Below are 18,435 nucleotides of genomic sequence, written 5' to 3'. Positions count from 1 at the left end.
CAACCCGCCGCCATGACAGCCACCGACTTCCAGGACAAACCCCGCCACCAGGACCAGCGACGGCGGCGGGCGTCAGAGGGACGTCGGGCCGTAGAGGGCGTGCGGGGCGCCGGTGGTGAAGGCCCAGTAGCGGTCCCCGTACGACCAGTGCCACCACTCCGTGGGGTAGTTGACCAGCCCGACCGGTTCCAGCGCCGCGGCCAGGAGCTTGCGGTGCCGCCGCGCCGCCTCCGGCAGGTCCGGAGCCGCCGTGTAGCACAGCCCGCCGCTCTGCTCCGGTGTGTCGTTGATCGCCGTCCCCATGTCGTACTCGGACCCGTCGGGGTCGCACAGCGTGAGGTCGACGGCGGCGCCGGCCGTGTGCGGGGCCACGTCGACGGGTGAGACGTAGCGGCTGGTGGCGGAGTGCAGCTCGTCCGGCGTCAGGCCGGGGAAGCGTCCGGCCAGTTCGGCGCGGTAGCCGTCGAAGATCTGGCGCTGCGAGGAGATCGTCCGGTGCCCCTCGACGATCAGCAGGTGGTACCCGTCGGGCAGGGTGCGCTCGGCGCGTTCGAGCCGGTCGAGGATGCCCTGACGCAGGTGGGCGTACGCGCCCTCGGGGTCGGCCATCCGCTCGTCCACCCGCAGCCGGCCGCGGACGTCGACCAGCGGCTCGCTGTTGTCGACGAGGGGAGTCGCGGCGACACGCGGATCGGAGATCAGCACGATGCCGCCAGTTGGGTGCCACATGTGCAGCAATTCTCACACAGTGTCGGAGAAGACCTGTTCGCGGGCTTCCTCCAGCGCGGCCACCAGAGCCCCGCGCAGCACGGGGTTGCCGGTCACGCCCGTGGCCACGACCGCGGGCCGGCTGGGGCTGATCCTGGCCACGGCGGTCTCGACGCGCTCGGCGAGCTCCGCGCCGCCCGCCTTGCCCACGTCGCCGGCCAGCACGATGAGACCCGGGTCGAGGACGACGCTGACGGCGGCCACGGCGACGGCGAGCCGGGCGGCGACCGCGTCGAGGAACCCGGTGTTGCCGGCGACGACCGCGGCCTCCACCAGCCCGGCGACCGAAGCCGCCTGCGACGGCTTCGAGAAGCCTCCGCCCGCGACACGACCGTCCGGTAGCGCCGGCGAGTCCGGAGATTCGGGAGAATCGGTCAAGCCGTGGGCGCGGGCCAGGGCGGTCAGGGCCGCCTGGCCCACGAGTCGCTGGTACGACCCCGACTGAGGCCGCGTCACGTCGTCCGGCAGCGGCTCCCCCGGCACCGGCAGCCAGCCGATCTCCCCCGCTCCTCCCGTGATGCCCCGGTGCAGCCGTCCGTCCAGCATGACGCCGAGCCCCTGCCCCACGCCGGCCCACATGACCACGAAGTCGTCGTGGCCGGCGGCGGCGCCGTGGCGGTGCTCGGCGAGGGCGACGAGGTTGACGTCGTTCTCGATGGTCACGGACGCCCCGAGGGAGCGGCGGAGGCTGGCGAGCACGCCCGTGTGCCAGGCGGGCAGGTCGTGCGAGAAGCGCATGTCGCCCGTGCGGGGGTCCACGACGCCGCGCGTGCCGATGACGAACGACCGCAGCTGCGGGAGCGTGATGCGGGCCGAGGCGCAGGCCCGCTGGACGGCGGCGTGGACGGCGGCGACGGGGTCCTCTCCCCCGGCCGGATCCACGACGATCTCGACCACGACCCGGCCGGTGATGTCGGCGACGCCGACGGTGATGGAGTCGGGCAGCACCTCCAGCCCGGCGACGTGGGCGCTGGAGGGCACGACGCCGTAGAGGGCGGCGTTGGGGCCGCGCCCGCCGGCCCGTTCGCCGGCGACGTGGACGAGGCCGCGTTCCTCCAGCCGGGCGAGGAGCTGCCCGGCTGTGACCTTGGACAGGCCGGTGCGCTCGCCCAGCTCGGCGCGGGTCAGCGGGCCGTCGGAGATGAGCAGGTCGAGCGCGCTGCGGTCGTTGAGCCGGCGCAGCAGCCTGGGGACGCCCGGGTTGCGGGTCACGGGCTTCCTCCCCTCTCGTCACGAAACGCTAACGCCGGTTTCTTTTAAGAAAGTTTCTTGTTAGTTTACCACCATTCGACACTGACGATCAGCCAGGTGCGGACCCCCGGGCTCGGCACCCGTATGAGCGCAGACCCCCGACGCGTTTTAGCCGGGAAGGGAGAACCCTAGTGAGGATCGCGAAGACCACGGCCGCTACGGTCACCACGGCCGCCCTGGCCCTGGGACTGGCCGCGTGCGGCGGCTCCTCCGAGCCGTCCAAGAACCAGCCGGCGCAGTCCGCCTCGGCCGCCGGCCCCAAGTTCGCGGGCCAGAGCCTCACCGTCTGGCGTCTCGGCGACCCCAACGAGCCGTCGCAGAAGTACATGGACGACCTCGTCGCCGAGTTCAAGACGCAGACCGGCGCCGACGCGAAGGTCCAGTGGATCCCGTGGCCGCAGGTCAACGACAAGTTCACGGCCGCGGCGGCCGGCGGCGAGGGCCCTGACGTGACCGAGATCGGCAACGACCAGGTGCCGCTGTGGCAGAGCCAGGACGCCCTGGCCCCCGTCACGTCGATCACCTCCGCCGGCGAGCAGGCCCAGATCCCGAAGAACCTCTTCGGCCTGGAGACCATCGACGGCGAGGTCTACGCCATGCCGTGGGGCGCCGGCACCCGCGCGGTCATGTACCGCACGGACTGGTTCAAGGAACTCAAGATCGAGGTCCCGAAGACCTGGGACGAGCTGCTGGCCGCCGCCAAGAAGATCCAGGACAAGAAGGGCAAGGACGTCGACGGGTTCGCCTTCAACGGCGGCTCCGACGCCAACCACCTGCTCGGCGCGCTCGCCTGGTCCGAGGGCGGCGAGTACGCGGTCAAGGAGGGCGACAAGTGGGTGGGCAAGCTCACCGACCCCGCCTTCAAGTCCGGCTTCGGGACGTACACGGGGATCGTCACCTCCGGCGTGTCCGGCAAGTCGCGCCTGACGCAGAACACCACCGACATCCGCACCCGCTTCTCCAACGGCAAGGTCGGCATGTATCTCACGGCCTCGTGGGACATCGCCACCATCAAGGAGGAGAGCAAGGGCAAGATCAAGGACGACCAGATGGCGTTCTTCCCGCTGCCCTCCAAGAGCGGGGGCGAGACCCCGGCGTTCTTCGGCGGCAACGACATCGCCGTTTGGAACGACGCCAAGAACAAGGAGCTCGCGACCGAGTTCGTGAAGCTCGCCTCCGGCAAGAAGTGGGCCGACCGGTACGCCAAGGACGGCGGCCTGCTCCCGGTCTACCCGGACACCCTGGCCGAGCTGGCCAAGGACCCGGCGCAGGCGGCCTTCGCCGCCGCCTTCGCCAAGGCCAAGGCCTTCCCCGCCGACCCGCAGTGGACCGAGGCCAACGAGACCAAGGCCGTCCTGCAGAACGCGGCCCGCTCGGTCATCGAGGGCAAGGCCACGGCGGACGACGCGCTGACCGCGGCCAACAAGGAACTCGAAGACATCCTGAACCAGTCGTGACGATGGCGGACACGTCAACGCTCGCCAGGGGCGGAGCCACCTCCGCCCCCGGGCGGCGCCGCGGCTCGCGCAAGCCCTCCCGCGCCGGCGGCCTGCCGGCGTGGGCGGTGCCCTACGTCCTGCTCGTCCCCGGCACGCTGGTGATCGGGGGGCTGCTGCTGTACCCGATGGCGCAGATGGCCGTCATGTCGTTCCAGGACATCAGTCTCCGGGTCATCCGCGGGGTCGCGGAGCCGAAGTGGGTGGGGCTGAAGAACTACCAGCAGATCCTGGACAACGACATCTTCTGGTCCTCGCTCCGCAACACGGTCCTGTTCGCCGCGGTCACCGTGACGCTCACACTGGTGCTCGGCACGGCGGTGGGCGTGCTGCTGAACCGGCTGAGCAAGCGCATGTCCACCTTCGTGGTCATCGGGATCATGTCGGCGTGGGCGGTCCCGCCGGTGGCGCAGGGCACGATCTGGCGCTGGCTGTTCGACGCCGAGGCCGGGATCATCAACTGGGCGCTGAACCTGCTGCCCGACTGGCTGTCGTCGCTGGTGTTCGGCCGGACCGACTGGACGGGCGAGCCGTGGCTCAACGACTCCTGGTCGGTGTACGTGGTGCTGGTGCTGACCGTGGTGTGGGCGTCCTTCCCGTTCGTGGCGGTGTCGGTGCTGGCCGGGCTCAAGGGCATCCCGTCCGAGCTGTACGAGGCGGCCCGGGTGGACGGCTCCACCCCGTGGCGCACGTTCAGGAAGATCACCTTCCCGCTGCTCAAGCCGGTCTTCGCGGTCCTGACGATCCTGTCGATCATCTGGGACTTCAAGGTGCTCAGCCAGCTGTACGTACTGCTCAACGGGCCCACGAACCGCGAGGCGTTCAACCTGTCCCTCTACTCCTACGCCGAGGCGTTCAAGGCGCCGCCGAAGATGGGCACGGGAGCGGCGATCGCGATCGTGCTGACGATCATGCTGCTGGTCGTCACCGCCGTCTACACCCGGCAGATGGTCAAACAGGAGGACCTGGCATGAACCCGCTGGCCCGCAAGCGGCTCACCCGGGCCGCGCTGAACACGGCCGGAGTGCTGGTCTTCCTCTTCGCCGTCTTCCCCGTCTACTGGATGGTCTCCACCTCGTTCAAGGCGAACGACCAGATCTTCACCACGGACTTCATCCCGTTCCCCACGCACTTCACCTTCGAGCACGTCGAACGGGTGCTGAACGAGGGCGTGGCGGGCAACCCCATCTGGGTCTACATGCGCAACAGCGCGATCGTCGCGCTCGGCACCGTGCTCGTCGGGTCGACGTTCGCGCTGCTGGCGGCGACCGCGGTGGCCCGCTTCCGGTTCAGGGGGCGTACCGCGTTCCTGGTCGCGCTGCTCGTCGTGCAGATGATCCCGTGCGAGGCGCTGGTGATCCCGCTGTTCCTGAACGTCAAGCGGCTCGGGCTCTACAACGAGCTGCTCGGCCTCATCGTGATCCAGGTGGGCCTCACCCTCCCGTTCGGCATCTGGATGCTGCGCACGTTCGTCGCGGCGGTGCCCAGGTCGCTGGAGGAGGCCGCGTGGATCGACGGCGCGAGCCGGTTCACCACGTTCAGGAAGGTGCTCTTCCCCCTCGTGGCGCCGGGCCTGGTGGCGACGAGCATCTTCTCGTTCATCACCGCGTGGAACGACCTGATCTTCGCGCTGGTGCTGATGAAGGAGAGCTCCGGCTACACCATGCCGGTGGCCCTGCAGTTCTTCTTCGGGCAGCGCGGCACCGACTGGGGCGCCATCATGGCCACCTCCACCCTGATGACGCTGCCCGTCATCGTCTTCTTCCTGCTGGTGCAGCGCCGCATGGTCTCCGGCCTGGTGGCCGGGGCCGTCAAGGGCTGACCCTCCCCTGCCGCGGTCCCCGGCACGGCCGGCGTCCCTCCACGCGCCGGCCCGTGCCGCGGACCGCCCTTCCCACGATGAGGAACCATGAGTCACAGTGATCGGGGGCTGCGCCGCCTCGCGGCGGGCACGCTGCTGGCCGCGTTCGAGGGCATGACGGCGCCCGCCTGGGTGCTGAGAGAGCTGGAGAACGGCCTCGGCGGCGTCACGCTCTTCGGCTTCAACGTCACCGAGCCGGCCGCGCTGGCCGGGCTGACCGCCTCCCTGCGGGCCGCCGGCGACCCCGTCGTCTCGCTCGACGAGGAGGGCGGGGACGTGACCCGGCTCGCCTACCACGTCGGCAGCCCGTACCCGGGCAACGCCGCGCTCGGCGCGGTGGACGACCCGGACCTCACGCGCCGCGTCTACCGGGCGATCGGCGCGGAGCTGGTCGCCTGCGGGGTGAACCTCGACATGGCGCCCGACGCCGACGTCAACACCGCGGCGGACAACCCGGTCATCGGCACCCGGGCCTTCGGTGACGACCCGGAGTTGGTCGCCCGGCACACCGTGGCGGCCGTCGAGGGGCTCCAGGCGGTCGGGGTGGCCGCCTGTGTCAAGCACTTCCCCGGCCACGGCGCCACCACCGTGGACTCGCACCTGGACGTGCCGTTCGTGGACGTGCCGCTGGACGTGCTGCGCGCCAGGGAGCTGGCGCCGTTCTGGGCGGCCATCGCCGCGGGCACCAAGTCGATCATGACGGCGCACGTCGCGGTGCCGGCGCTGACCGGCGACCGGCCCGCCACCCTGTCCGCGGCCGCGCTCACCGGGCTGCTGCGCGGCGAGCTCGGCTACCGAGGGGTGGTGATCTCCGACGCGCTCGACATGCAGGCCATCACCGAAGGCGTGGGACTGGCCGAGGGGGCCGTCCAGTCGCTGGCGGCCGGCGCCGACCTGCTGTGCCTCGGGCCGAGGCCGGGGCCGGAGGACGTGGCGGGCATCATCGAGGCGATCGTGGCGGCGGCCCGGGAGGGTCGTCTGCCGGTGGAGCGCCTGGAGGAGGCCGCGGCCCGTACGGCGGCGCTGCGCACCTGGTTCGGCACGCGCGCCGGCGCCGCCCACGAGGTGCGCTCCGCCGACGCGCCGGAGAGCGGGCACATCGGCGGGACGCCGGAGAGCGGGCACGGCGGCGGGACGCCGCAGGACGGGCACGACGGCGGGGGCGCGTCCTCGATCGGCCTGCACGCCGCGAGGCGCGCCGTCCGTCTCGACGGCTCGGCCGGGCCGCTGACCGACCCGCTGGTGGTGGAGGTGGACACCCCGCCGACCATCGCGGTCGGCGACGTGCCGTGGGGCGTCTCGCCGTGGCTGCCACAGGCCGAGGTCGTCCGGGTACGGCCCGCCGACGCGGACGCGGGCGCCCTCCTGGAACGCGCCACCGGCCGGTCGCTGGTCGTGATCGTCAAGGACGCCCACCGCTACGCCGACAGCCGGGCTCTGGTGTCGGCGCTGGTGGCCGCCCGGCCCGACGCGATCGTGGTGGAGATGGGGCTTCCGGTGTGGCGGCCGGGCAGCGCCGCCTACATCGCCACGTACGGCGCGGCCCGCGCCAACGCCCAGGCGGCCATGGAGCTCCTCACCGCCTGACGGCCGGACGACCGGCGGAAGGCCGGTTCAGGAGGCGAAGATCTCCTCTCGGGCCTGCTGGAGGGCGGCCAGGACGGCGCCGCGCAGCACCGGGTTGCCCTCCAGGGTGCTGGTCGTCACCTGGGGCCGTACGGGGCAGATGCGGGCGACCGCCTCCTCCACCCGGGCGGTGAGGGCGCGCCCGCCCGCGTGGCCCACCTCGCCGCCCAGCACGACCAGCCCCGGGTCGAGGATCACGCACACCGCGGCCACGCCCAGCGCGAGCCGGTGGGCCAGCTCGTCCAGCAGCGGCTCGCCCCGGTCTCCGGCCGCGAGAGCCACCTCCACGCACTCCCGCGCGCCGGCGGCGGCGAAGCCGTAGCCGGCGGCGAGCTCGGCCACCGCCTCGGCGCTGACCAGCGACTGCAGGCCGCCCGCCAGCGCGGGCAGGCGCCCCGGGGAGGTGCGGATCTCCTCGGGCAGCGGCGCGCCCGGCACCGCGAGGTAGCCGATCTCGCCCGCGCTGCCCGAGCGGCCCCGGTGGAGTTTGCCGCCGAGCATGACGGCCAGGCCGAGCCCGCGGCTCGCCCACAGCAGCACGAAGTCGTCGAGGCCCTCGGCGGCTCCGTCGGCGCGCTCGGCGACGGCGGCGAGGTTGACGTCGTTCTCGATGGTGACCTCGCGCTTGAGCTCACCGGCCAGCGCCTCGTGGCTGCCGTCGTGCCAGCCCGGCAGGTCGAAGGCGTAGCGGACGTCGCCCGTGCGGGGATCGACCACGCCGGGCGTGCCGATCACGACGCCGCGCAGCCTGCCGACGCCGACCTTGGCGCTGCGGCAGGCCTTCATGATGGCGCCGTGGAGCACGGGGACGAGGTCGTCGTGGCCGTTGGGGGCGAAGGTCACCTCGGCCACCGTGCGGCCGTGGATGTCGGCGACGGCCGCGGAGACCTGCTCCGGCCCGACCTCGAGGCCGGCCACGTACGCGCTGGAGGGGATGACGGAGTAGAGCGCCGCGTTGGGGCCCCGGCCGCCGGCCTGGGCGCCGACGACCTCGACCAGGCCGCGCTCCTCCAGCCGGGCGAGCGTCTGGGAGGCGGTGACCTTGGACAGGCCGGTCAGGTCGCCGATCTGCCCCCGGGTCATCGGACCGGTGGAGAGCAGCAACTCGAGCGCGGCCCGGTCGTTGATCTCTCTCAGCAGTCTGGGCACACCAGGGCGTCGCTCCACGCTGTATCCCACCGTCTAATCGAAAAGGTTGTTGGAAGTTTAGCGCTCCTCCCGCCGCTAATCACCGCAGGTGAACGCGAGGATCCCTCGTGACAGCGGCCTCGTGGGCACGCTCCCATCCTGACCCCGGCCGAGGACGGGCGCCGTGAAAGCGAAAACGGGTCCGCGGAAATGTCCGCGCAGGCAGGACCGCTCCCGGGACGCCGATCATCGGGCCGTTCCGGCGACCATGCGCATTATCACTGTTGACCAGGAGGGATAATCGACAACATGCGCCTATCCGCTCGTGTCGACTACGCCCTCCGTGCCGCCGCCGAACTCGCCGCAGCCGGTGCCGGCCCGACCACCGTGGGCGAGCTCGCCAAGGAGCAGGACATGCCGCCCAAGTACCTGGAGAACATCCTGCTGCAGATGCGCCGCGCGGGCCTGGTCCGCGGCCAGCGGGGCCCCGAGGGCGGCTACGTGCTGGCCCGCCCCGCGGCCCAGATCTCGCTCGCCGACGTGATCAGGGCAGTGGACGGGCCGCTGGCCAACGTCCGCGGCGAGCGTCCCGAGCACGTGGGCTACCGCGGCCCGGCGGAGTCGCTCCAGCAGGTCTGGATCGCGCTGCGGGCCACCGAGCGCTCCATCCTGGAGGAGGTCACGCTGGAGCAGGTCGCGAGCGGCACGCTGCCCGAGCGCGTCCGCCAGCTCGCCGCCGACCCCGCCGCCTGGGACTGATCTCCCGGCGCCTCGCAGGACACCGGGCAGGGCTTCCTAGACTGGAGGCATGCCCGAGGGAGACGCCGTCTACCGTGCCGCCGCCCGGCTGCGGGGAGCGCTCGACGGGCGGGTGCTGACCAGGTCCGACTTCCGGGTGCCCCGCCACGCCACCGCCGACCTGCGCGGGCGGACGGTGCTGACCACCGTGTCACGGGGCAAGCATCTGCTCACCCGCGTGGAGGGCGGCCTGACCGTGCACACCCACCTGCGCATGGACGGGGTCTGGCGGATCACGCCGGCCCGCCGCGGCGCGCCGCGGGCAGGCGGCGACGGGGTGCGGCTCGTGCTGGCCAACGCGGAGTGGCAGGCGACCGGGATCAGGCTCGGGATGGTGGACCTGCTGCGGACCGCCGGTGAGTCACAGGTCGTGGGTCATCTCGGCCCCGACCTGCTCGGCGACGACTGGGACGCGGCCGAGGCGGTGCGGCGGCTGACGCGGGAACCGGACAGGACGATCGGGGAGGCGCTGCTCGACCAGCGCAACCTGGCGGGGATCGGCACGATCTACCGCGCCGAGACGCTGTTTCTCAGAGGGATCTGGCCGTGGCGCACGGTCGGAGAGGTGACGGACCTGGAGGGGACGGTCACGCTGGCCCGGAGGCTGCTGGACGCGAACAAGGCTCACGCGGGCACCGTGACGACGGGCGATCGCCGTCCCGGCGCGCAGACCTGGGTCTACGGCAGAGCGGGGCAGCCCTGTCGCCGATGCGGCACGCGCATCAGCCGTGGAGAGATGGGGGCACGGCCACAGGAACGGCTGATCCTGTGGTGCGGGGCCTGCCAGCCTCGTTAGGCGGCCACCATGTTCTTGACCTCGGGAAACACGGAGTCGGAAATCGATCCGGACACCGATTCGCCCAAGGGGATGCGCTCGTGGTCGGGGACGTCGGCGAGAACGGGGGCAGCCTGCAGCTCAGCCAGGGCGAACTGGTCGGACACCTCGCGCAGCACCTGCGACAGCGGAATGCCGAGGGCACCGCAGATCGAGGCCAGCAACTCGGACGACGCCTCCTTCTGGCCACGCTCCACCTCGGACAAGTAGCCGAGCGAGACCCGCGCCAACGTGGACACCTCTCGGAGAGTGCGTCCCTGCCGCACGCGCAACCGCCTCAGCACGTCGCCGAGCAGCTGACGCAGCAAAATCATCTGTCGCTCCCTCCCCGGGGTGGAGGTCTTCACCACGCCCCGCGCGATCGGATCGTGCCGCCCGTCCTTCTTCTTCGCTTGGTACATGCTCCTCGCCGTCGTCATGGGGCCCTGCCGTCCCCGGATCGTCGCTCCCGGCCCGTCATGCGACACACCCGGCCTGCCTGCCGGGCGCTCGCTGCTTGACGTTGGCTCACGGACCTCACTCACAGCTCCACCGTACCTGTATCGACCGACACCGCGTCAGACCGTGCCTGTCATGTTCGCTCGGGACGTAACACGGTAATCACCCGGAATGTTCCCCCTTGTTCGGCTTAAGCACACCTGTAAGTAGATCAACCGCCTCGTCCACCGTCTTTACCCTGATACGTTCGCGCGACCCCTGGAGCCTCAACTCCCGCGACCAGATTTCTCCCCCGGGCCCGCTGACGGCCACGTGCACGGTGCCGACCGGCTTGCCGTCCTGCGGCTCAGGCCCCGCCACTCCGGTCACGGCCAGCCCGTACGTCGCCGCGCACAACCGGGCCACACCCGCCGCCATCGCCGCCGCGACATCCTGGTGGACCGCCCCCTCCCGCCGCAGCAGGTCGTCCGGCACCCCCAGCAGCGCGTGCTTCAGGTCCGTGGCGTACGAGACCACCCCGCCCCGGAACGCCTTGGACGCCCCCGGCACGGCCGTGATGACCGCCCCGATGAGCCCCCCGGTCAGCGACTCGGCCACGGCCAGCGTGGCACCCCGCTCCACGAGCAGCGTGATCGCCTCGGCGGCCGGCGCCATGCTCATTCCCCTCTGGCCCGCCGCGCCACCTTGCGGAGCTTGACCGCGCGGACCACGTAGTCGACGCCCGTGGCCACCGTCACGAGCAGGGCGGCGCCCATGACCACCCAGCGCAGCGGGTCGGGCACACCGGGCAGGATGTACAGGACGATGGCCGCGATCTGCAGCACGGTCTTGACCTTGCCGCCGTAGCTGGCCGGGATGATCGCCCGGCGGATCAGCAGGAAGCGCAGCAGCGTGATGCCCACCTCGCGGCCCAGGATCACCAGCGTGACCCACCAGGGCAGCTCCTCGAGGATCGACAGGCACACCAGCGCCGCCCCGGTCAGCGCCTTGTCGGCGATCGGGTCGGCGATCTTGCCGAAGTCGGTGATCAGCCCGTACCGGCGGGCCAGCTCACCGTCGAGGTGGTCGGTGATGGACGCCACGGCGAACACGGCCAGCGCCGCCAGGCGCCAGCCCGGGCCCGGCAGGAACAGGCAGACGACGAAGAAGGGGACGAGCGCCAACCGCAGGACCGTGAGGACGTTGGCGATGTTCCACGGGCTGACCACGCGGCGCTCGTCCATCGTCATGGACCGGCCTTGATGCGGGCGATCAGGTCGACCCCCTCGGCGTCGACCACGACCGCGCGCACGATCTGCCCCCGGACCAGGCCGATGCCCTGCACGGTCACGGACCCGTCGACCTCCGGCCCCTGGTGGGCGGCCCGGCCCTCGTAGCCGCCGTCACCCAGGTCGTCGTCGATGAGCACGTCGACCTCGGTGCCGATGCGCTCCTCGGCCCGCTGCGCGGTCAGCTCCTCGGCCAGCTCGGTCAGCACGCGCACCCGCTCGTCGACGACCTCCTGGTCCAGCTTGCCGTCGAAGCCGGCCGCCTCGGTGCCGTCCTCGTCGGAGTAGCCGAACACGCCGATGACGTCGAGCCGCGCCTGCTCCAGGAAGCCGACCAGCTCGCCGAACTCCTCCTCGGTCTCACCCGGGAAGCCGACGATGAAGTTGGAGCGCACACCCGCCTCAGGGGCGCGCTCGCGGATGCTCTCCAGCAGCCCGAGGAAGCGCTCCGGGTCACCGAAGCGGCGCATCCGGCGCAGCACCGTGCCGCTGGCGTGCTGGAAGGACAGGTCGAAGTACGGGGCGATCCCCTCGGTGGCCGCGATGACCTCCAGCAGCCCCGGCCGCAGCTCGGCCGGCTGCAGGTAGCTCACCCGCACCCGGTCGATGCCCTCGACGGCGGCCAGGCGCGGCAGCAGCTTCTCCAGCGCCCGCAGGTCGCCGAGGTCCTTGCCGTAGGAGGTGGAGTTCTCGCTGACCAGGACCAGCTCGCGCACCCCCCGGTGGGCGAGCCAGTCGGCCTCGGCCAGCAGCTCCTCGGGGTCGCGTGAGACGTAGGCGCCGCGGAAGGCCGGGATGGCGCAGAACGAGCAGCGCCGGTCACAGCCGGAGGCGAGCTTGAGGGAGGCCACCGGGCTCTCGTCGAGCCGCTTGCGCAGCACGCGGGGGCCGCTGGCGGGGGCCAGCCCCTCGGGCAGGTCGCCGTGGCCCGGGATGGCGGCCTTGGAGGCCGCGGCCCGGTCGACGGGCGAGATGGGCAGCAGGGTGCGGCGGTCACGCGGCGTGTGCGGCTTGAGCGGCCGCCCGGCGAGCACGTCGTCGAGGCGGCCGCCGATGTCGGCGTAGTCGTCGAAGGAGATGACCGCGCTGGCCTCGGGCAACGCCTCGGCCAGCTCGTTGCCGTAGCGCTCGGCCATACAACCCGCGGCGACCACCTTGGCCCCGGAGTCGGCCGCGGCCAGCAGCGTGTCGATGGAGTCCTTCTTCGCCGAGTCGATGAAGCCACACGTGTTGACGACGACGACGTCGGGGTCGTCGTCGCCCAGCTGCCAGCCGGCAGCCTCAAGTCGCGCGGCCAGCTCCTCGGAGTCGACCTCGTTGCGCGCGCAGCCCAGGGTGATCAGCGATGCGGTTCGGCGGGATGACATGGTGAACACTACGGTATCGGGAGTTGGCCACCACCCGATGCACAGGCTACCTCGCAGGAGGCGCCGGCGGCCCGAACGAGCGGCGCACGCTCTGCCCGCGCGAGCCCAGCTTGCCCACCTTCTTGCCGTTGACCTGCACCGATACCGCCGTGGCGTCGCTGACCTCCAGGTCGACCCGGTTGGGTGCCCGCCAGGTGGAGGTCATGCCCGGCTCCATCATCCCGGCGAACAGCTTGCGCCCGTCGGCGTCGGCGACGTTGACGTAGGACGACCGCTTGGCCTTGACCTGCACCACGACCTGGTTGGCGGCGACGGTCGCCTTCGCGCTCGCGCTCGCCCGCGGCGGGGCCGGCTTGGCCCGCTGGTGGACGCCCGGGGCCGGCAGGCTGGGCACGGCGGGGATCTGCTCCACCCCGGCCTCCCGCGTGCCGCCGGCGCCGCCCATGACGCGGACGACGCCGAAGACGACGACGAGGCTCAGCGCCACGCCCAGCGCCATCGACCAGTTCGGTGAGCGCCGCTCGGCCGCCCGCAGCCTGCGGTCGGTGCGGAAGACGCTGGCCATGCGCACCGACGGCGGTTCGCCGCCGTGCAGCTCGTCGTAGAGATGGGCCATGGCCTCGGGATCGAGGCCGAGCGCCCTGGACAGCGCCTTGATGTGGCCGCGCTCGTAGAAGTCGCCGCCGCACTGCGAGAACTCGTCACGCTCGAAGGCGTGAATGATCGCCTCGCGTATGCGCGTGACCGCGCTGAGCTGCTCGACCGTCATGCCCGCCGACCGTCTGGCGGCGGAGAGCACGGCCCCCAAGCTCCGCGTCTCCGTGCCCTGCGTCGGCGCGCCCTGCGCCGGCGCGCCCTGCTCCTGTGTCCTCTGGTCCTCCACGGCGCACGCCTCCCAGCCCCCGACGATGCGTAGTCAGTCCTATTCAAGCAGTAATCGCCGGGGAAGGGTACATCGGGGTCACCCGCCGCGCAGATCGGCCAGCAGGGCGGGCAGATCGTCGGGCTTGACCAGCACCTCGCGGGCCTTGGAGCCCTCGCTGGGGCCGACCACCTCGCGGCTCTCCAGCAGGTCCATCAGCCGGCCGGCCTTGGCGAAGCCGACGCGCAGCTTGCGCTGGAGCATCGAGGTGGAGCCGAACTGGGTGGTCACGATGAGCTCGGCCGCCTGGATCAGCAGCTCCAGGTCGTCGCCGATGTCCTCGTCGATCTCCCGCTTGACCGGCGCCGCGGCCACGTCCTCGCGGTACTCGGCCTGCATCTGCGTCTTGCAGTGCGCGACGATCTCGGCGATCTCCTTCTCCGAGACGAACGCGTTCTGGATGCGGATGGGCTTGCTCGCGCCCATCGGCAGGAACAGCGCGTCGCCCTGGCCGACCAGCTTGTCGGCGCCGGGCTGGTCGAGGATGACCCGCGAGTCGGTGAGCGAGGAGACGGCGAAGGCCAGCCGGGAGGGCACGTTGGCCTTGATGAGGCCGGTGACGACGTCCACGGAGGGCCGCTGGGTGGCGATGACGAGGTGGATTCCGGCGGCGCGGGCGAGCTGGGTGATGCGCACGATGGAGTCCTCGACGTCGCGCGGGGCGACCATCATGAGGTCGGCCAGCTCGTCGACGATCACCAGCAGGTACGGGTACGGCTGGTAGACCCGCTCGCTGCCCGGCGGCGGCTGGAGCTTGCCGGCCCGCACCGCCTTGTTGAACTCGTCCACGTGGCGGAACCCGGAGGCCGCCAGGTCGTCGTAGCGGCGGTCCATCTCGCCCACCACCCATTCGAGGGCCTCGGCGGCCTTCTTCGGGTTGGTGATGATCGGGGTGATCAGGTGGGGGATGCCCTCGTACACCGAGAGCTCCACCCGCTTGGGGTCCACGAGCACCATGCGCACCTCGTCGGGCGTGGCGCGCATGAGGATCGAGGTGATGAGGCCGTTGACGCAGACGGACTTGCCCGCGCCGGTGGCGCCCGCGATGAGCAGGTGGGGCATCTTGGCGAGGTTGGCCACGATGGTGCGGCCCTCGACGTCCTTGCCCAGCCCCACGATCATCGGGTGGTGGTCGGCCTGGGCCACCTGCGCGCGCAGCACGTCGCCGAGGGCCACGAGGTCCTTGTCGGCGTTGGGGATCTCCACGCCGATGGCCGACTTGCCGGGGATGGGCGACAGGATGCGCACGTCGGCCGACTTCACGGCGTAGGCGATGTTCTTGGTGAGCGCGGTGACCTTCTCCACCTTCACGGCGGGACCGAGCTCGATCTCGTAGCGGGTCACCGTGGGACCGCGGGTGAAGCCGATCACCTGCGCGTCGATGCCGAACTGCTCCAGCACGCTGGTGAGCGCGTTGACCACGACGGAGTTGGCCTTGGTCTGCGGCTTGGGCGGGGTGCCCTGCTTGAGGAACTGCAGGTCGGGCAGGCCGTACGGGCCGGCCTGCGGCGACAGGACGAGCTGCTCGACCTTGCGCGGCGCGGGCGTCGGCTCCGGCGGCTCGGCGCGGCGGACCGGCTCGGGCGCGGGCGGCTCCTCCTCCACCAGGCCCGGCACGATCTCGGGCGCGTGGTCGGACCGCTTCTCCTGGTCGGCCAGGACCGGCGTGTCGTACGGCGGCTCGCCCTCGCGCTCGGGCGTGTCCCCGGCGGGCTTGCGGACGCGGCGCGCCCGCTTGGCGTCGGGCCTCGGGGCGCCGGCCGGGGTGGCGCCCTTCTGCTCGAACAGCAGGTGCCGCAGCTCCGACAGCCGCTCGGGGATCCGGTGGACCGGGGTGGCGGTGATCACCAGCACGCCGAACCCCGACAGCATGAGCAGGAGCGGGATCGTGATCCACGAGGGCAGGATGCTCATGGGCGGGGCCGAGACGATGAACCCGATGAGGCCGCCCGCCTGGGCGACCCGGTCCATGCCGTCGTTGGCGTTGCCCGCGGGGTTGGGGTAGGGCACGTCGTTGGCCACGTGGATGACGCCGAGCACGCCGATCAGCAGCGCGCTCCAGCCGATCACCATGCGGCCGGTGTCGGCGTTCTGGTCGGGGTGGCGCAGGTAGCGCCAGGCCAGCAGGCCGAGCAGCAGCGGCAGCGCCCAGGCCAGCGAGCCGAACATGGCGCGCACGACCACGTTGACGACGGTGGAGACCGTGCCCTCGGAGGCGCGCCAGGTCATCGCGGCCAGCACGATGGCGCCGGCCAGGACCGCGAGGCCCACGCCGTCGCGCCGGTGGGCTGGGTCGAGCTCGCGCGCGTTCTTGCCGAGCGCGCGGGCCGCGCCGCCGATGCCGTTGGCCACGAGCATCCACAACCCGACGACCAGCTTGCCGATCATCGTGAAGACCCACGTGATCGGGTCCTGGTGGGTCAGGGACGCCTTGCGGGCCGGCGCGGAGCCCCTCGCCCTCGAACGCCCCGACGACGTGGATCCGCGCTTCGCGGGGGCCGGGCGCGGGCTGGTCGACCGCTTCGCCGGCCCCTTCGATGCGCTTTTCGGCGTACGGGTGGCCATGATGCCAAAGGTACGTCGGAGACACCGGCGAACGCACTCAGGCTCGCCGATGACCGCCGCGATCCGGTATCAGCCGGACACCTCAGACTGCTTGCGTCAGGCCGGGAATCGGTAGGTCGTGCTGGAGGTGAAGCGCTCCCCCGGCCGCAGCACCGTGGAGGGGAACTCCGGCTGGTTGGGCGAGTCGGGGAAGTGCTGGGTCTCCAGGCAGAAGCCCGCGTGCGGCCCGTACGGCGTGGTGACGCCGTCGAGCATGCCGCCCGCGTAGAACTGCACGCCCGGCTCGGTGGTGGTGACCTCCATGGTCAGGCCGCTGACGGGCTCGACGACGCGCATGTCGCCCGAGCCGTCGAGGACGAAGCAGTGGTCGTAGGCCCCGTCGAGGCGCGCGCCGATGGCGTGGGGCGTGGTGAAGTCGAACGGCGTGCCCTTGACCGGGGCGAGGTCACCGGTGGGGATCTTGTCGTCGTCGACGGGCAGGTAGTGCTCGGCGCCGATGCGCATCTCGTGGCCGAGCACGTCGCCGCCGCCGGCGAGGTTGAAGTAGGAGTGGTTGGTCAGGTTGAGCACGGTGGGCGCGTCGGACTCGGCGGTGTAGTCGATGCGCAGCGCGTCGCCGTCGGCCGTGTAGGTGACGGAGGCGTTCAGCGTGCCCGGGTAGCCCTGGTCGCCGTCGGGGCTGGTCAGGGTGAGCGTCACGGACGCGTCACCGGCGTCGGCGACCGTCCAGACCTTGCGGTCGAACCCTTCGACGCCGCCGTGCAGGCTGCTGGGCCCGTTGTTGCGGGGCAGGGTGTAGGTGACGCCGTCGAGGGTGAAGGAGCCGTTCGCGATGCGGTTGCCGTACCTGCCGACGATCGCGCCGAAGTAGCGGCTGCGGGTCAGGTAGTCCTCCAGCGTGTCGAGCCCGAGCACCACGTTGACGCCCGACACCTCCAACGACTGGAGCACGGCGCCGTAGCTGAGCACGGAGGCGCGCAGCCGCCCGGAGGTCAGCTCGAAGCGCTCGACGCGCTCCCCCGACGGCAGTGTTCCGAACATCATGTGCGTGCCTCTCCCGTGGACTCTCGGACGATCAGGGTTGTCTCCAGCATCGTGACACCCGTGGCCGCCTCGGCGTCGACCGACTGGAGCAGCATGTCGACGGCGATGCGGCCGGCCGCGGCGGTGGGCATGGCGATGGTGGTGAGCTTGGGGCGGCCGAGCCGGCCGGCCACGATGTCGTCGACGCCGATCACGCTGACGTCGCGCGGCACCTCGACGCCGCGCTCGGCCAGGCCCTCGATGAGCCCGATGGCGACGAGGTCGTTGTAGGCGAGGACGCCGGTCGCGCCGGAGGCCAGCACGTCGGCGGCGGCGGCCAGGCCGCCCAGCTCGGTCGGCGGGTTGGGGCCGAGGAAGACGACGTCCACCTCGTTCATCGCGGCGGCCGCCTCCTGCATCTCCTTGCTGGTCCACGACCCGCTCGGGCCGGTGACCACGGCCAGCCGGCGGTGCCCGAGCCCGGTGAGGTGCTCGACGGCGAGGCGGGCCCCGCGCCCGACGTCCATGAGGACCGTGGGCATGCCCTTGACCCTCCGGTTGACCAGGACGAACGGGATCTCCTCGCGCAGACGCTCTATCGTCCTGTTCGTCAGGCGCGGGCTGCACAGCAGGACGCCGTCGACCTGTTTGGTGAGGGTCTGGATCAGATCCTCCTCGGCCTTCGGGTCCTCGTCGGTGTCGGCCACGAAGACGTGGTAGTCGCGCAGCCGGGCCTGGGCCTGGGCCGCCTTGATGAGCGGCGGGAAGAAGGGGTTGGCGATGTCGGCCACGATGAGGCCGAGGTTGTGGGTGCGTCCGGTGGTCAGCGCGCGGGCGGCGCGGTTGGGCCGGTAGCCGAGGTCCTCGGCGACGGCCAGCACGCGGGTGCGGGTCTCCGGGTTGACCAGGTGGGGCGCGGAGAAGGAGCGCGACACCGTGGAGACGTGGACGCCGGAAGCGCGGGCCACGTCGCGAATCGTCACTGCCACGCCCGGCCTCCTCCGACCACAGCTGTACTTTAGTGCAAGCGTTTGTATTGCTGTCAATGAGCCGTCGCCGTCTGGCCGGCACCGCCGGCGCACCACCCTA

The 18,435-nt window shown here is 71.8% G+C and carries 17 protein-coding genes; 6 read left to right on the top strand and 11 right to left on the bottom strand.

Annotated elements, in window-relative coordinates; all coding sequences use genetic code 11:
- Nucleotides 1-72 precede the first annotated feature (72 nt).
- Together AB0H81_RS09375 and AB0H81_RS09370 are read right to left on the bottom strand one after the other, a co-directional pair.
- Entirely contained in the window at nucleotides 73-729 is a 657-nt protein-coding gene (locus AB0H81_RS09375) for a M15 family metallopeptidase (RefSeq protein WP_358371518.1), read from the bottom strand.
- Between the two features lie 12 nt (nucleotides 730-741).
- Nucleotides 742-1,980 carry an ROK family transcriptional regulator gene (locus AB0H81_RS09370; RefSeq protein WP_358371516.1) on the bottom strand — a complete coding sequence of 413 codons (1,239 nt, stop codon included), beginning with the start codon at nucleotides 1,978-1,980 and terminating at the stop codon, nucleotides 742-744.
- A gap of 170 nt (nucleotides 1,981-2,150) precedes the next feature.
- Here AB0H81_RS09370 and AB0H81_RS09365 point away from each other — a divergent pair, with 170 nt between their 5' ends.
- The 4 genes from AB0H81_RS09365 to AB0H81_RS09350 all read left to right on the top strand — a co-directional run bounded on the left by AB0H81_RS09365 (nucleotide 2,151) and on the right by AB0H81_RS09350 (nucleotide 6,963).
- Nucleotides 2,151-3,476 carry an extracellular solute-binding protein gene (locus AB0H81_RS09365; RefSeq protein WP_358371513.1) on the top strand — a complete coding sequence of 442 codons (1,326 nt, stop codon included), beginning with the start codon at nucleotides 2,151-2,153 and terminating at the stop codon, nucleotides 3,474-3,476.
- Between the two features lie 2 nt (nucleotides 3,477-3,478).
- Nucleotides 3,479-4,489, top strand: a complete 1,011-nt coding sequence (locus tag AB0H81_RS09360; RefSeq protein ID WP_358371510.1) for a sugar ABC transporter permease — start codon at nucleotides 3,479-3,481, stop codon at nucleotides 4,487-4,489.
- Nucleotides 4,486-5,337 (top strand): carbohydrate ABC transporter permease, encoded by an 852-nt coding sequence (locus tag AB0H81_RS09355; RefSeq protein ID WP_358371507.1) that lies wholly within the window; start codon nucleotides 4,486-4,488, stop codon nucleotides 5,335-5,337. Before AB0H81_RS09360 ends, AB0H81_RS09355 begins: the two co-directional genes overlap by 4 nt.
- Nucleotides 5,338-5,424: 87 nt before the next feature.
- Nucleotides 5,425-6,963 (top strand): glycoside hydrolase family 3 protein, encoded by a 1,539-nt coding sequence (locus AB0H81_RS09350; RefSeq protein ID WP_358371504.1) that lies wholly within the window; start codon nucleotides 5,425-5,427, stop codon nucleotides 6,961-6,963.
- A 27-nt stretch (nucleotides 6,964-6,990) separates the two neighbouring features.
- Here AB0H81_RS09350 and AB0H81_RS09345 read toward each other — a convergent pair whose 3' ends face one another.
- The gene (locus AB0H81_RS09345) at nucleotides 6,991-8,169 is read right to left on the bottom strand and encodes an ROK family transcriptional regulator (RefSeq protein WP_358371501.1); all 1,179 of its coding nucleotides are present in this window, start codon (nucleotides 8,167-8,169) and stop codon (nucleotides 6,991-6,993) included.
- A gap of 270 nt (nucleotides 8,170-8,439) precedes the next feature.
- Here AB0H81_RS09345 and AB0H81_RS09340 point away from each other — a divergent pair, with 270 nt between their 5' ends.
- A complete protein-coding gene (locus AB0H81_RS09340) occupies nucleotides 8,440-8,889 on the top strand; it encodes an Rrf2 family transcriptional regulator (RefSeq protein ID WP_175594372.1) in 450 nt (149 codons plus the stop codon).
- A 49-nt stretch (nucleotides 8,890-8,938) separates the two neighbouring features.
- On the top strand, nucleotides 8,939-9,724 hold the full coding sequence (locus tag AB0H81_RS09335) for a DNA-formamidopyrimidine glycosylase family protein (RefSeq protein ID WP_358371498.1): 786 nt from the start codon (nucleotides 8,939-8,941) through the stop codon (nucleotides 9,722-9,724).
- Here AB0H81_RS09335 and AB0H81_RS09330 read toward each other — a convergent pair.
- The 8 genes from AB0H81_RS09330 to AB0H81_RS09295 form a co-directional block, all read right to left on the bottom strand.
- Complete coding sequence (locus tag AB0H81_RS09330) at nucleotides 9,721-10,077, bottom strand: helix-turn-helix transcriptional regulator (protein ID WP_358371637.1); 357 nt, start codon at nucleotides 10,075-10,077, stop codon at nucleotides 9,721-9,723. The genes AB0H81_RS09335 and AB0H81_RS09330 overlap by 4 nt on opposite strands.
- A 286-nt stretch (nucleotides 10,078-10,363) precedes the next feature.
- Nucleotides 10,364-10,855 carry a CinA family protein gene (locus AB0H81_RS09325; RefSeq protein WP_358371495.1) on the bottom strand — a complete coding sequence of 164 codons (492 nt, stop codon included), beginning with the start codon at nucleotides 10,853-10,855 and terminating at the stop codon, nucleotides 10,364-10,366.
- Between the two features lie 2 nt (nucleotides 10,856-10,857).
- The gene (pgsA, locus tag AB0H81_RS09320) at nucleotides 10,858-11,430 is read right to left on the bottom strand and encodes a CDP-diacylglycerol--glycerol-3-phosphate 3-phosphatidyltransferase (RefSeq protein WP_358371492.1); all 573 of its coding nucleotides are present in this window, start codon (nucleotides 11,428-11,430) and stop codon (nucleotides 10,858-10,860) included.
- Entirely contained in the window at nucleotides 11,427-12,836 is a 1,410-nt protein-coding gene (gene rimO, locus AB0H81_RS09315; protein ID WP_358371489.1) for a 30S ribosomal protein S12 methylthiotransferase RimO, read from the bottom strand. Before rimO ends, pgsA begins: the two co-directional genes overlap by 4 nt.
- 46 nt (nucleotides 12,837-12,882) lie before the next feature.
- Nucleotides 12,883-13,719, bottom strand: coding sequence for a helix-turn-helix domain-containing protein (locus AB0H81_RS09310; protein ID WP_358371486.1), 837 nt, complete (start codon nucleotides 13,717-13,719; stop codon nucleotides 12,883-12,885).
- A 78-nt stretch (nucleotides 13,720-13,797) separates the two neighbouring features.
- The gene (locus tag AB0H81_RS09305; protein ID WP_358371483.1) at nucleotides 13,798-16,323 is read right to left on the bottom strand and encodes a DNA translocase FtsK; all 2,526 of its coding nucleotides are present in this window, start codon (nucleotides 16,321-16,323) and stop codon (nucleotides 13,798-13,800) included.
- Between the two features lie 96 nt (nucleotides 16,324-16,419).
- Complete coding sequence (locus AB0H81_RS09300; protein WP_358371481.1) at nucleotides 16,420-17,367, bottom strand: aldose epimerase family protein; 948 nt, start codon at nucleotides 17,365-17,367, stop codon at nucleotides 16,420-16,422.
- Complete coding sequence (locus tag AB0H81_RS09295) at nucleotides 17,364-18,335, bottom strand: LacI family DNA-binding transcriptional regulator (RefSeq protein ID WP_358371479.1); 972 nt, start codon at nucleotides 18,333-18,335, stop codon at nucleotides 17,364-17,366. The genes AB0H81_RS09300 and AB0H81_RS09295 overlap by 4 nt, the downstream gene beginning before the upstream one ends.
- Between the last annotated feature and the right edge of the window lie 100 nt (nucleotides 18,336-18,435).

This window comes from Nonomuraea sp. NPDC050691 (assembly GCF_040654455.1).
In the GTDB taxonomy this organism is placed as follows: Bacteria; Actinomycetota; Actinomycetes; order Streptosporangiales; family Streptosporangiaceae; genus Nonomuraea.
The sequence above is the reverse complement of the archived record's forward strand: the minus strand, read 5'-3'. Positions and strand labels throughout refer to the sequence as shown.

Bases quoted from the DNA above. Each gene is read 5' to 3' on its own strand.
- AB0H81_RS09375 (WP_358371518.1), bottom strand. From the start codon at position 729: ATGTGGCACCCAACTGGCGGCATCGTGCTGATCTCCGATCCGCGTGTC.
- AB0H81_RS09360 (WP_358371510.1), top strand. From the start codon at position 3,479: ATGGCGGACACGTCAACGCTCGCCAGGGGCGGAGCCACCTCCGCCCCC.
- AB0H81_RS09355 (WP_358371507.1), top strand. From the start codon at position 4,486: ATGAACCCGCTGGCCCGCAAGCGGCTCACCCGGGCCGCGCTGAACACG.
- AB0H81_RS09350 (WP_358371504.1), top strand. From the start codon at position 5,425: ATGAGTCACAGTGATCGGGGGCTGCGCCGCCTCGCGGCGGGCACGCTG.
- AB0H81_RS09340 (WP_175594372.1), top strand. From the start codon at position 8,440: ATGCGCCTATCCGCTCGTGTCGACTACGCCCTCCGTGCCGCCGCCGAA.
- AB0H81_RS09335 (WP_358371498.1), top strand. From the start codon at position 8,939: ATGCCCGAGGGAGACGCCGTCTACCGTGCCGCCGCCCGGCTGCGGGGA.
- AB0H81_RS09330 (WP_358371637.1), bottom strand. From the start codon at position 10,077: ATGATTTTGCTGCGTCAGCTGCTCGGCGACGTGCTGAGGCGGTTGCGC.
- AB0H81_RS09325 (WP_358371495.1), bottom strand. From the start codon at position 10,855: ATGGCGCCGGCCGCCGAGGCGATCACGCTGCTCGTGGAGCGGGGTGCC.
- pgsA (WP_358371492.1), bottom strand. From the start codon at position 11,430: ATGACGATGGACGAGCGCCGCGTGGTCAGCCCGTGGAACATCGCCAAC.
- rimO (WP_358371489.1), bottom strand. From the start codon at position 12,836: ATGTCATCCCGCCGAACCGCATCGCTGATCACCCTGGGCTGCGCGCGC.
- AB0H81_RS09305 (WP_358371483.1), bottom strand. From the start codon at position 16,323: ATGGCCACCCGTACGCCGAAAAGCGCATCGAAGGGGCCGGCGAAGCGG.
- AB0H81_RS09300 (WP_358371481.1), bottom strand. From the start codon at position 17,367: ATGATGTTCGGAACACTGCCGTCGGGGGAGCGCGTCGAGCGCTTCGAG.